The 12,926-nt window shown below is 57.8% G+C and carries 10 protein-coding genes; 2 read left to right on the top strand and 8 right to left on the bottom strand.

Annotated elements, in window-relative coordinates; genetic code table 11:
• Nucleotides 1-13: 13 nt before the first annotated feature.
• The 6 genes from ACR1XY_RS04750 to ACR1XY_RS04775 are packed head-to-tail and all read right to left on the bottom strand — an operon-like array spanning nt 14 to nt 8,003.
• Nucleotides 14-358, bottom strand: coding sequence for a RidA family protein (locus ACR1XY_RS04750; RefSeq protein ID WP_480590365.1), 345 nt, complete (start codon nt 356-358; stop codon nt 14-16).
• Nucleotides 355-2,256, bottom strand: coding sequence for a propionyl-CoA synthetase (locus ACR1XY_RS04755; RefSeq protein WP_480590368.1), 1,902 nt, complete (start codon nt 2,254-2,256; stop codon nt 355-357). Before ACR1XY_RS04755 ends, ACR1XY_RS04750 begins: the two co-directional genes overlap by 4 nt.
• Nucleotides 2,253-2,999 carry an SDR family NAD(P)-dependent oxidoreductase gene (locus tag ACR1XY_RS04760; RefSeq protein ID WP_480590371.1) on the bottom strand — a complete coding sequence of 249 codons (747 nt, stop codon included), beginning with the start codon at nt 2,997-2,999 and terminating at the stop codon, nt 2,253-2,255. Before ACR1XY_RS04760 ends, ACR1XY_RS04755 begins: the two co-directional genes overlap by 4 nt.
• Nucleotides 3,000-3,005: 6 nt before the next feature.
• Complete coding sequence (locus ACR1XY_RS04765) at nt 3,006-4,652, bottom strand: hydantoinase B/oxoprolinase family protein (RefSeq protein ID WP_480590373.1); 1,647 nt, start codon at nt 4,650-4,652, stop codon at nt 3,006-3,008.
• A 3-nt stretch (nt 4,653-4,655) separates the two neighbouring features.
• Nucleotides 4,656-6,722, bottom strand: a complete 2,067-nt coding sequence (locus ACR1XY_RS04770; protein ID WP_480590375.1) for a hydantoinase/oxoprolinase family protein — start codon at nt 6,720-6,722, stop codon at nt 4,656-4,658.
• A gap of 6 nt (nt 6,723-6,728) precedes the next feature.
• Entirely contained in the window at nt 6,729-8,003 is a 1,275-nt protein-coding gene (locus ACR1XY_RS04775; RefSeq protein ID WP_480590377.1) for an NAD(P)/FAD-dependent oxidoreductase, read from the bottom strand.
• Between the two features lie 132 nt (nt 8,004-8,135).
• Here ACR1XY_RS04775 and ACR1XY_RS04780 point away from each other — a divergent pair, with 132 nt between their 5' ends.
• Nucleotides 8,136-8,531, top strand: coding sequence for a rhodanese-like domain-containing protein (locus ACR1XY_RS04780; RefSeq protein ID WP_480590379.1), 396 nt, complete (start codon nt 8,136-8,138; stop codon nt 8,529-8,531).
• Nucleotides 8,532-8,552: 21 nt separating this feature from the next.
• Here ACR1XY_RS04780 and ACR1XY_RS04785 read toward each other — a convergent pair whose 3' ends face one another.
• Together ACR1XY_RS04785 and ACR1XY_RS04790 are read right to left on the bottom strand one after the other, a co-directional pair.
• Nucleotides 8,553-9,320, bottom strand: a complete 768-nt coding sequence (locus ACR1XY_RS04785) for an IclR family transcriptional regulator (RefSeq protein ID WP_480590382.1) — start codon at nt 9,318-9,320, stop codon at nt 8,553-8,555.
• Nucleotides 9,317-11,650, bottom strand: coding sequence for a molybdopterin-dependent oxidoreductase (locus ACR1XY_RS04790; protein ID WP_480590384.1), 2,334 nt, complete (start codon nt 11,648-11,650; stop codon nt 9,317-9,319). The genes ACR1XY_RS04785 and ACR1XY_RS04790 overlap by 4 nt, the downstream gene beginning before the upstream one ends.
• Nucleotides 11,651-11,715: 65 nt before the next feature.
• On the opposite strand from ACR1XY_RS04790, the gene metC reads away from it, so the two are divergent.
• Entirely contained in the window at nt 11,716-12,918 is a 1,203-nt protein-coding gene (gene metC / locus ACR1XY_RS04795) for a cystathionine beta-lyase (RefSeq protein ID WP_480590387.1), read from the top strand.
• The last annotated feature ends 8 nt before the right edge of the window (nt 12,919-12,926 follow it).

Consider the following 12,926-nt stretch of genomic DNA (forward strand, 5'->3'; position numbering starts at 1 on the left):
GGCAATCTCCCCTTCAAGTTCTTATTGCGGCTGTGATGATGATCTCGACTTTCAGTACATCCCGCGCCAGCCGGGCCTCGCCGCAAGCACGTGCTGGCGCGTGTCCCTCAGGCACCCAGGCATCCCAGACGGCGTTCATTTCCGCAAAATCCGCCATATCCCGCAGCCAGACGATGGCCTGCAGGATGTGTTCTCGATCCGAACCCGCCTCGGCCAACAGGGCATCGATACGCGAAAGGCAGTCCTGCGTCTGGTCGGTGACACTTTCTCCAGCGCCAATCTGACCGCACAAATAGGCCACACCATTGTGCTTGACGATTTTCGACATCCGCTCGCTGGTGTGGAGACGTTCAATCATTTCAGCAACCCCCGGCCCTTCAGTGCATCGAAAATCTCATCCAGAATGGCCGGATCATCAATGGCGGCCGGCATTTTGAATTCGACGCAATCGGCAATCTTTTGCATCGTACTGCGTAATACCTTGCCGGATCGTGTTTTCGGCAACCGTTTGACCGGAATGGCTGTTTTAAATGCTGCGACGGCCCCGATCTGTTCCCGCATCAGCGCGACCAACTCTTTTTCCAGCTCACCCGAATCCCGGTCAGCGCCATCATTGGTCACATAGAAACCCAACGGCATTTGACCTTTAAGAGCGTCCGCCGCGCCGACCACAGCACATTCCGCGATGTCGGGATGCGCCCCGATCACCTCTTCCATCGCGCCGGTCGACAAGCGATGCCCGGCCACGTTGATGATGTCATCCGTGCGGGCCATGATGAAGACATATCCGTCCTCATCAATGATCCCGGCATCAGAAGTGGCGTAGTAGCCGGGGAATTCGTTCATATATGATGACAGGAACCGTTCCGGCGCATTCCACAGCGTCGGAAAGCCCGAGGGCGGCAGCGGCAGTTTGCAGACGATGTTGCCCAAGGTGCCGGGCGGGACCTCATGGCCTTCATCATCCAACACCTGAATGTCGTAGCCCGGCATTGGCTTACCGGGTGAGCCGTATTTAACCGGGAACTGTCCCAGCCCGACCGGGTTTCCCGACATCGCCCAGCCGGTTTCTGTCTGCCACCAATGGTCGATAACCGGGCGCTGCAGTTTTTCCTCGGCCCATTGGATCGTCGCCGGATCCGAGCGTTCGCCGGCCAGGAACAGCGTACGGAATTTCGACAGGTCGTACTGCCCGATCAACTGCCCCTTCGGGTCTTCTTTCTTGATCGCGCGGAAAGCGGTCGGGGCGGTGAACAGCGCGGCAACCTCATGATCCTGAATGACCCGCCAGAAGGCGCCCGCATCGGGCGTGCCCACCGGCTTGCCCTCATAGACCACGGTGGCGCACCCATGCAGTAGCGGCCCGTAGCAGATGTAGGAATGCCCCACGACCCAGCCCACATCTGACGCGGCCCAGAAAACCTCACCGGGATTGATCCCGTAATGGTGCTCCATCGTCCATTTCAACGCCACCATATGCCCGCCATTGTCGCGCACAACGCCCTTGGGCTGGCCGGTGGTTCCCGAGGTGTAGAGGATATAGAGCGGATCGGTCGCCGCAACCGGCACGCATTCCGTGGTCCCCCCTGCTGCTTTTGAAGCGCCGACCAGTTCGGCATAATCCAGATCGCGGCCCGGAATCATCTCGGCCGGTTCCATGTCGCGTTGCAGGATCAGGCAATGCTCGGGCTTGGTGCTGGCTTCCTCAATGGCCGCGTCCAGCAGCGGTTTGTAATGTACGATCCGTCCGGGCTCGATCCCGCAGGAGGCCGAGATGATCATCTTGGGCGCGGCGTCGTTGATACGGGTGGCCAGTTCGTGCGGCGCAAATCCGCCAAACACAACCGAATGGATTGCCCCCAGACGGGCGCAGGCCAACATCGCAAACACCGCTTGCGGCACCATCGGCATATAGATGACAACGCGGTCACCTTTACTGACGCCATTCGCCCTCATGACCGAGGCCAGCGCGCCGACTTCGGTCTGCAATTCAGCAAAGCTGTAGGTCTGAACCGTATCGGTGACCGGGCTGTCATAAACCAGTGCCTTGCGGTCGCCGTGCCCGACCTCGACATGGCGGTCGACGCAGTTCCAGCAGGTGTTGCAGGTGGCCCCTGCGAACCAGCGCCCATAGACGTCCATGTCCGGGTCAAAGACTTTTTCCGCCGTGGTAAACCAATCGATCTGCTCGGCGGCCTTGCCCCAAAACGCCGCAGGATCAGCCTGCCAGCTTGCATATGCGTCTGCGTAGCTCATGACATCACATAGTTCAGGCCGAGGCGCCCGCCATCGACATAGATCGTTTCGCCGGTGACATAGCTGGCCTTTTTCGAGCAGAGGAATGCCACCACATCTCCGATCTCCCGCGCGGTGCCTGCACGGCCCATTGGCGTGCGCGACATCGCCATCTTGAAGGCTTCGGGATTGGCATTCACACCTGCCATCATCTCGGTATCAATCGAGCCGGGGCCGACTGCATTGACACGGATATTTTTCGGAGCCAGCGCCAGTGCAGCCGCCTTGGTCAACTGCATAACCCCGCCTTTTGAGGCGCAATAGGCCGGGATCGCAGGGATCGCGACCTGCGCGTTGATCGACGACATGTTCACGATCGCGCCTTCAATGCCCTTTTCGACCATCGTGTTCGCAACCCGTTGCATCGCCACGAACACGCCGCGCAGGTTGATATCCATCACCCGGTCATAGGCGGCCAGATCATAATCCAGGAAATTCCCCGGCATCGCGATGCCCGCATTGTTCACTAACGCCGACACCGGGCCGTGTTCGGTCTCAATCGTGTCAAACATTGCTCTGATGGCGTCCACATCGCCCATGTCACACACCATTCCGACCCCGCCAAGGGCGGCGGCCGCCTCGTGCACGCTGTCCTGAATATCAACCAGAATGACCTTGAAGCCATCCTCTTTCAGCGCCTCGGCACAGGCCAGTCCAATGCCCTGAGCGGCACCGGTTACAACTGCAACTGGAGTATTAGCCATCTGCGTTTACCCTTCGAATCCATAGTCGTTCTTTGCCTGCTCTGGCGTAATGAAACCGGCCGCCAAATCGTTGGCTACTGCGGCGCGATCTCTCTGTTTCGGCGCGCCGTAGCCCCCGCCGCCTGGCAGGCTGAGTTTCAGCCGCTGGCCGAATTTGACCAATTGCCGCCCTTTCGAGCGTAATTTTGTCCCGTCGGTAAGCTCAACAGCACCCGCACCACCGGCCAGGCCGCCGTTGCGCCCGCGCGCCGGGTTTTTCACACGGTCGAACATGGCGTTGAAATAGAAATCATAGCCCGCGCGTGGTTCGATCTCGATGGTCTGACCGAGACCGCCCCGCAGGGCTCCGGCCCCGCCGGAGCCTTCGCGCAGGTCCTTGCGCCAGACAGTGATTGGCCCGACGTGTTCGGTCGCCTCGACGCTCATGGTCGATACACCCGAGGGGAAGGCCGTGGCGCTCAGCCCATCAAAGGCGGGGCGTGCGCCGGTGCCGCCCGAGTTGAACATCAGCACCTCTCGGTTCGGCAGGCCGCTTTCCGGGTCCGAAGCCCGGGCGGAAATCTGAATGTTCCACAGCGCACTTGCCCCCTCGGCCGGAACCGTATCCGGCAGCGCCTTGTGCAACGCACCCAGCACAACATCGGGCACCAGATGTCCCATCACATGGCGCACCGAAACTGGCGCGGGGCGTTTGGCCGCTAAAATGCAACCCTCGGGCGCGGTGATCCGAAACGGCTCAAGCGAGCCGGTATTGTTCGGGACTTCCGGCGCAATCGCACACTTCAGCGCGTAGCAGGCATAAGCACGTGTATAAACCTCGGGGCAGTTTACGCCGAACCGGCTCGTACCCGATGTGCCCGCGAAATCCGCCAGAAGTTGATCGCCATCGACGCTGAGCGTCACCTCCATATGCACCGGGGCGTCATAGCCATCGACCTGCATCGTCTCGTGATAGGTACCCGAGGGCACTTTGGCGATGGCTTCCAGTGTCGCTTTGCGGCTTGTTTCGATGACGAAATCCGACAGTGATTGCAGGTCGTCGATACCGAACTCATCCATCATCGCCTGAAGGCGACGGTCGCCCGCCTCGTTACAGGCGGCCAGCGAGTACATGTCGCCAACGGTCTGATCCGGGGTCCGCACGTTTGCACGGATCATTTCAATCAGCAGGGATTGGACCTGTCCGCGTTCGGCAAATTTGGTGATGGGGATCAAGAGACCCTCTTCGAACACCTCGTTACCATCGGGCCCGAAACCACGTCCGCCGATATCCACCACATGAGCGGTGCAGGCGAAATACCCAATATGGGCCCCCTTGCGGAACACCGGCGTGACAACGGTGATATCATGCAGGTGCCCGGTGCCCAGCCAAGGGTCGTTGGTGATGAAAACATCGCCGTCGAACGTGTTCTGCGGCCCGATTTGAGCAGCAAAATGCGTGACGCTTTCTGCCATCGCATTCACGTGGCCCGGAGTTCCGGTCACCGCCTGCGCGATCATCCGGCCCTCGCGGTCGAACAGACCCGCCGACAGGTCGCCCGCCTCGCGGACCGAAGTTGAAAAGGCCGTGCGGATCAGCGTTGTGGCCTGTTCCTCTACAACCGCTATCAGGCGGTTCCACATGATCTGATGATCGATATCTGACGCACCCATGGCTTAAGCCTCCTTCGCCAGCAAAAGCAAACTTCCATCGCCCTGCCCCACCGCGCGATAGCCCGAAGTGACTACGGTTGATGTTTCGGATTCGACGATGATCGCGGGGCCTTCAACCGCCTTGCCTGGTGTCATACTCGACCGTTCAACCTCGCGTGCCTCGACGGATTTGCGTAGGGCGGCATCAAAAAACCCGCGCATCCGTGCGACGTCCGCGCCAGACCCGCTGTTATGACCGACGACAGGTTCGGCATCCGGCAAAACCGTGGAAACTGTCAGAAGCCAGTTGGTGATCTCAACCGCCAATCCATCGATGATCCGGCCAAACAGCGTTCGATAGGCATCTTCGAAGGCATTGAGGATCAGCGATACGTCGCTGTCTTCAAATTGTTTGTGGGGCAGCACCACAGGTATTTCCCAGCCCTGGCCGGAATAACGCATCTGCGCGGTCATACGGATTTCGGTTTCAGCACCCTTGGCACCTTCGTCCACAAAGGCACGCGCTTCGGCTTCCATATCGATCAGCGCAGCGTTCACCGCGCCAGCGTCGAAATCGTCCAGTCGCTGGAACAGCCCGCGTGTCGCCTCAAAACTGAACGGAGCTTTCAGAAACCCGATGGCCGAGCCTACACCCGCACCCGGTGGGATGATCAGCGCCTTGATCCCAAGCTTTTCGCATTGGCGGCAGGCGTGCAGCGGTGCTCCGCCTCCGAAGGCGATCATGGTGAAATGTTCAATGTCGCGCCCGTTCTCGACTGTGTGAACGCGCGCGGCGTTGGCCATATTCTCATCCACCAACTCAGTAATGCCGAAGGCAGCGTCCCTGGCGGAGAGGTTCAGTTTAGCAGCAGCTTTTTCGGACTGCGCCGTGTGCAGCGGGATCGCACCGCCGGCAAAGTTGTCTGGATCCAAACGGCCCAACAACAGGTTGGCATCGGTCACTGTTGGCTCTGTCCCACCACGCCCGTAACAGGCCGGTCCCGGTTCGGACGCCGCCGAGCGCGGACCAACTTGAAGTCGTCCCATGCTGTCCAGAGAAGCAATCGAACCGCCTCCGGCACCGATCTCGACCATCTCCACGACAGGCGTCGACACGGTCATGCCCGAGCCCTTTTTGAACCGATAAGTTCGCGCGACTTCGAACGCGTTGGCGGTTTTGGGCGCACCATCTTCGATCAGGCAGATTTTGGCTGTGGTCCCGCCCATGTCGAAGCTGAGAACCTTGTCCAAATCGTGCGCCCGCGCAAAATCGGCGGCAAAGATTGCCCCGCCGGCCGGGCCGGATTCCAGCAGTCGCACGGGTTGTTCCGCAGCGGTTTCGACCGAGATCAGACCTCCACCGGAGTGCAGCATAAACACAGGCGCCGTCACCCCGTTGTCGCGCAGACGCGCCACCAAACGGCCCAGATAGTCGGCGACCTGCGGTTGCACATAAGCGTTTGCAATCACCGTGTTGAAACGCGGCAACTCTCGCATCTGCGGCGAGATCACCGAAGACAACGAAATCGAAAGGTCTGGCATCGCCTTGCGTAGCGCCTCGCCCATGGCGATCTCATGCGCGTCATTGGCATAGGCGTGTATCAGGCCGATGGCGACCGCTTCGAACCCACCTGCCTTGATCGTGTCGACCATCGCGTTGACCTCAGACAGGTCCAACGCCAGTAGAACCTCCCCGTCCGGCCCCATGCGTTCGTTCAGGGTGAACCGGTCCTGACGCGGCACCAGAGGTTTCGGCAGGTTCAAGTTCAGGTCATATTGCTCGAACCGGTTTTCCGAGCGCATCTCGATCACGTCCCGGAACCCTTCGGTCGTGATAAAGGCAGTCTTTGCGCCGCGCCGTTCGATCAGTGAATTGGTCACCAAAGTGGTGCCGTGGATGACCTGGCCGATTTCACCGGGTGCTACACCCGCCTGATCCGCTGCTTTAACAATCCCATCCAGTATGGCTTGTTCCGGCTGACTGTAATTTGTCAGAACCTTGCAGGTGGACAAACCGCCGGGATGTTGCAGCGCTACATCCGTAAAGGTTCCACCAATATCTACGCCGACGCGTATTTCTGAATTGCTCATGGATCTCTAAAGGCTCTTGAAGATTTGGTTGGCAGTAAAAGCCGTTTGGTAGAGGCGGGACATGATCGGGGCCGACGGCACAGTCGACAACTCGGTCATGGGAAGCGGGAGGTCCTTAGGATCCATGCCCGAGATCAGTTTGGCCATGCATTCGCCAAAAATTGTTCCGGTGGTGATGCCACGCCCGTTGTAGCCGATCGGAGTAAGCAGATTGGGTGCCAACTGATAGATACGCGGCAGGTGATCTGGGGTCATGGCTATTTTCCCATGCCACGCTTCCTCGAACTCTACCGGACCGAGTTCTGGGTAGAGGCGCGCAAGCTGTTTCTTGGCCCAGCGGTGCGACAATCCTCGACCGACTGATCCGACGACCGCTCCCATGGAACCGATCACCAGGCGGTCATGCGCATCGCGCCGTATGCTGAACATGATCTGGCCTGTGTCCCAGACGCCCTGACGACCCGGAAGGATATGCGACATATCAGCGGTCAGAGGCTTCGTTGCCAACTGAAAGTACCGGATCATTGTGAACACGCGATTTAATCCCGGCCAAAGTGTGTCACTGTAGGCATTGGTACCCAGCACAACGTACTTGGCTCTGACCGCCCCTTTGTCGGTTTCGACAATCCAATTTTCACCGTCTCGCCGCAGGTTGGTTGCACGTACGCCTGTGCTGATTTCGGCTCCCGCACCCTTTGCGGCACGCGCCAGGCCTCGGCAATAACCCATCGGATTGATGGTGCCCGCTCGATGGTCCAACAGACCGCCATGGAATGCGCTTGTTCCTGTTTTTTCGATCATTTCTTCAGCGGATAGCAAATCGACGGGTTCGCCCAGACGTGCCCATTCCGCATGGCGCGCCTTTAAGTCTTCGAAGCCTGACGGTGCATGCGCTGCGTGAATTGTTCCGGTTTTGGTAACCTCGCAGCGGATCTGATGCTTTTCGATCAGATCAAAGACTTGCGCGGGCCCCTCACCAAACCGCTTGACAAAGCGAGGCCCGTAAGTGTCACCCAGCTTCTTGCGGACCGCAGCTGGCGGGTGCCAAACCCCTGCATTAACCAGACCCACATTGCGCCCTGAGCCACCAAACCCGATATGCTTGGCCTCAAGCACGTGGGCACCCAATCCCTGCTCTGCACAATGAAGCGCCGTCGACAAACCGGTGAACCCACCACCAACAATGGCGACATCCGTTTCCGCGTCGCCTGTCATCGGGTTTCGAAGGTCCGGTTCTTCAGCTGACATATCCCAAAGAGAGATCGGGCTGTCTGTATTCATGCGCGGGCACCCTCTTGTGTTGAAGCAAAGAACACACCAGCTATCCGGCGATTCCTGTTAACTAACGTTGCAACGATCTCCTCAATGTGTCAATATACGAAAAGCGTGTTTTAAATATCGGAACAATACAGCATGACCCAGCTCAAAAAAACAGCAGCCCAGATGGTTCAGGAATCGCGGGACCGCATCGAAGAAATCGAAACAGCAGACCTGATCGAAATGATCGACGATCCCAGTGTTGTTATTGTGGACATCCGCGACGTGCGCGAGCGTCAGCGCACCGGTTTCATCCCGGGCAGTTTCCACGCTCCGCGCGGAATGATCGAGTTTTGGGTCGACCCCGACAGCCCCTATCACAAGGAGATTTTTGCGCAGGAAGGCACAAAATACGTCTTCCATTGTGCCTCAGGCTGGCGCTCAGCCCTTACTGTAGCCACATTGCAGGATATGGGTTTTGAAGCCGCACATCTGAAGGACGGCTTCGGGTCCTGGGAAAAATCCGGTGGACCAGTCGAGAAGGAGGATTGAGTTCGAACCGGAAGCTGCGCTTCAGAGTTGCCGCAGTTTCTGGGTTACGCCTTCCGCAGCGTGATGTACCAACATGCCCAACCGTTCTTCACCGCCGTCGCCCATGTTGATATCAGGCAGTGAGATACCAAGCGCCGCGATTGCCTCACCGTCAGGCAACAGGATAGGAGCGCCAAAGCTCAGAATGCGATCGCGGAATTCGCCACGATCATAGGCATAACCCCGTTTGCGCGTTTCTTCTACATCAGCAGTCACTTCATCCAGCGTGGTAAGGGTTTTGTCGGTGTACCTGGCCAGTTGACCATCCAGCTTTTCTCGCAGTTGCTCGAAATTGCTCGACAAAATAGCTTTACCTGTTCCAACACAATGAATGGGTGCGCTACCACCAACCGGGTTCCAGGACCGGATCGGCTTTAAGCTTTCAACTTTGTCGATATAGATGACGCTTAGGCCCTCTGGCACGGCGAGATAGATCGCTTCACCCGTCTCCTGGCTCAGAAATGCCATCTCGGGCGCTGCCACCGCCCGTAGATTCAGGTTTTCAACTGAACTGCGCCCAACCTGCCAGGTTTTAAGGGTTGCTGCATAGGTTTTATCGTCCAGATGCTTTACATACCCAAGCGTGATCAGTGTTTGCAGTAGGCGGAACGTGTTTGATTTCGTCAGCTCCAGTTCCCGTGATAACTCAGTAACACCCTTACTACCCTGATGTGCCGCGAGATTCTCTAGTATAGCCAGCCCTTTAGACAGGGTTGAATCCACTTTCGGGGCTTTTGGTGTTTTGTTCAAAGCTCGTCCTTTCCTCGCAACTTGTTCTGTATAACAGAACGCGGAACAGCTTCAAATGCAGGCTGTTCATGAACCGTCAGTTCGGGCACTTCGCCGTCAAAGAGGCGTACGTCCAACATTGTCGAATGCGACGCAGGGCTCTGCGTCAGGCTCGATGTGCGAAAGTCGTGGGTCAAGGCGTTCGGATTGCCATGTCGATCTCGTTGTTGCGGAGCATCGTAGTCCGGGTCGTACCAGGCACCCGTCCACAAGAAAACACAGCCTTTCAGGATGTCGGGCGTGATGCGCGCTCCGGCCAAACACCGACCGCGATCATTGTAGAGCTCAACGACATCGCCATCCGAGATCCCTCGGTCCGCCGCGTCTTCCGGGTGGATCAAAACCGGTTCCCGCCCCTGCACCTTCAGGCTGAGGCTATAGTCTCCATTGTCTAGTTGGGAATGCAACCGGGTGCCCGGCTGACCCGAAAGAAGATACAGCGGTTGCGTGCCCGCAGCAGTATCGCGCGGCTCGAACCAGGTCGGATGCCCGCGACAATCGTCCAACTGAAAACTTGCAATTTTGTCAGAGAATATCTCAATTCGGCCACTGGGTGTTGGCAGCGGGTTGGCATCCGGATCCTGCCGAAACTCAGCCATGAATACTTGCGTCGGGGATGGATCGCGCAATTCCACTACGTCGCCCTGGATGAAAGTATCCCAGTTCGGTAAGCGCTCACCACTTGCCAATGCCGCCTCTTGTGTCTGAGCCCATATGCGACGCAACCAGCCCTCTTGGTCCAACCCGTCAGTGAACAAGTCCGCGTTGCCTATTCGCTTGGAGAGGTCAGCGTATAGTTCAAACTCGATCCGTGCCTCCTCGCGTGGTTCAGTGCTGGCAGGCATGGGCACCAGCGCATTATCTGATTTGCCGCCGCCGAAATCCGTACGCTCCTGCGGCGCGGCCACTGGCAAAACGATATCTGCATGTCGCGCCGTTGCGGTCCAGTTGAGCTCGTTCACGATCACGGTTTCAGGGCTTTGAAACGCGTTGTGAAGGCGCCGTAGGTTCTGATGGTGGTGAAATGGATTTCCTCCAGCCCACCAGATCATCCGAATGTCAGGAAACACGTGGGTTTCGCCGTTGTACTGGTATTCACCACCTGGGTTCAGAAGCATGTCTGAAATCATTGCCACCGGGATGAAATCAGAAATCGGGTTCTTGCCCTGTGGCAACGTACCCCAACGGAACGGTCGTTCGATATTGCCAATATTGGCGTTCACTCCATAGCCGACCGTATAGCCGCCACCGGGCAATCCGATTTGCCCGAGCATCGCCGCCAGAGTGACCGTCATCCACAACGGCTGTTCGCCGTAGTCGGCACGCTGAAGCGCCGCTGCGCAGGTTATCATTGTTCGCCCGGCAGCCATTTCCCGCGCCAAGGTTGCAATGCGCTTGGCAGAAATGCCCGAGATCGACGCCGCCCAACCCACTGATTTGACAATCCCATCGTCATCACCGCGCAGGTAAGCCGCAAATTTGTCGAACCCGACCGTATAGCGATCAAGGAACTCTCGGTCATGCAAGTTCTCGGTCAGCAGCGTATGTGCCAGCCCCATCATAACGGCAGTATCTGTGCCGGGTTTGGGTGGCAGCCATTCGGCGCCAATCTCGTCCGCAGCGTCCGTGCGCAAAGGGCTGAAATTCACGAACTTAACGCCGGCCGCACGACAGGCTTTCAGATTGTCCAGCATCCGATGGCGCGCAACGCCGCCATCACTGACCTGTGTGTTGCGCGTTGCCATGCCCCCGAACATCACCACAAGGTTGGTATGTTTGGCAACAACAGGCCATCGCGTCGCCCGCGCCACATGGGTTCGAAACGGTCCGACAATATGTGGCATCAGCACCAGTGCAGCGTTGTAACTGTAGTTGCCTTCCGAACGGACATAACCTCCCTGCCCGTTTAGGAATCGCTTGAGTTGACTTTGCGCGTGGTGAAATCGCCCCGCGCTGGACCAACCGTACGACCCTCCAAAGATCGCATTGTTGCCGTGAGTGTCCCGCACGCGATTCAATTCGCAGGCAATCAAGTCCAGCGCGTCATCCCAGCTTACCTCTACAAAACTGTCTCGCCCTCGGACACCTTGACCCTCCAACCAACCGCGGCGAATTGCCGGGCGCAACACGCGGGCGCGTCCATTCAGACTTGAAGCGATATTGCGGTTGATCTCTGAAGGATTCGGATCGTTTGGATGCGGATGCACCGCCACCAGTCTACCGTTTTTGGCTTCGGAAATACCTGCACCCCAATGATTTCCTGTAAGGGTCCGAGAAGTATCTGCGGTCACGTCTATTGTTCCGATATGAAAAACACTCTTTCCGAATATTGACACAATTTAACTGGACTGTCATCATGCCGATCAACACAGAGGGCATAAAATTGCAGGACACACCATTTAATATATCAGACTGCCTTGTGCAGGATGGGCGGCCTGATCGTGCAGAAGGGCGGCACGTTAATATGCCGATCGAGCTGGGCTCGACGATGGTATTTGATACGTTTTCGGAATTCGAGGCCGCGCGCGACGCGCGGTACGAAAGCGGCACACTCTACTATGGCCGCTATGGCAACGCTGCGACCCGTAAGTTGGAGCTGATACTCGCCAAGCTCGAAGGGGCCGACTCGATCACGCTGACATCTTCCGGTGTGGCCGCCATCACGACCACCTTGATGGCGCTAACCCGACCCGGCAGCCATCTATTGGTCGCGGACAACGTCTATGGTAACACGCGTGCCTTTTGCGATGGGTTGCTCACTCAACAAGGGGTGCAGATTGAGTATTTCGATCCGCTGATTAGTGGCGCGATCAGCGATCTGATACGTGAAGAAACAGCGGCGATCATGCTTGAAAGCCCGGGGTCGGGAACTTTCGAGATGCCTGATATCCGGGCTACCGCGGAAGCAGCGAAAGCGGCAAATGTGCCGACCGTCCTCGACAACACGTGGGGAACGCCCATCTTTAGCCAACCGCTGTCCTGGGGCGTTGATATCGTTGTCTACTCGGGAAGCAAATACATTTCAGGCCACTCAGACTGCATGCTGGGGATAACCGCCAGCAACGCTGCTTACGCTAAGATCATTCGCAAGGCGGTCATGCAGATCGGCGATAAAACCGGTGGTCAGGAAATCCTGCTAGCCCTGCGTGGACTTAGAACACTGAAGCTGCGGATGGAGTATTTCGATAGAGCTGGTCGCGAGATGGCAAATTGGTTTTTGGACCAACCTCAGGTCAAAACCGTTCTGCATCCGGCGCTGCCTTCCTGTCCAGGACATGAGAACTGGGCGCGGGATTTTACCGGCGCTGCCGGGCTATTTGGCGTCGTCTTCCACACCACAAGTGAAAGCGCCGCGCATCGCTTTGTCGACGCGCTGCACCATTTCGGAATAGGGGTCAGCTGGGGCGGATATGAAAGCCTCGCCCTGCCGGTCACGCCTGTACGCACAGCGACCGAGTGGTCAGAAACCGGCCAGCTTGTCCGTTTCAATATCGGGTTGGAGGACCTTGATAGCCTAAAAGCAGACGTCGCCAACGCCATCCCCCTGCTTGATCAGTAAGGATTTGA

Source organism: Ruegeria sp. AD11(2025) (assembly GCF_056542405.1).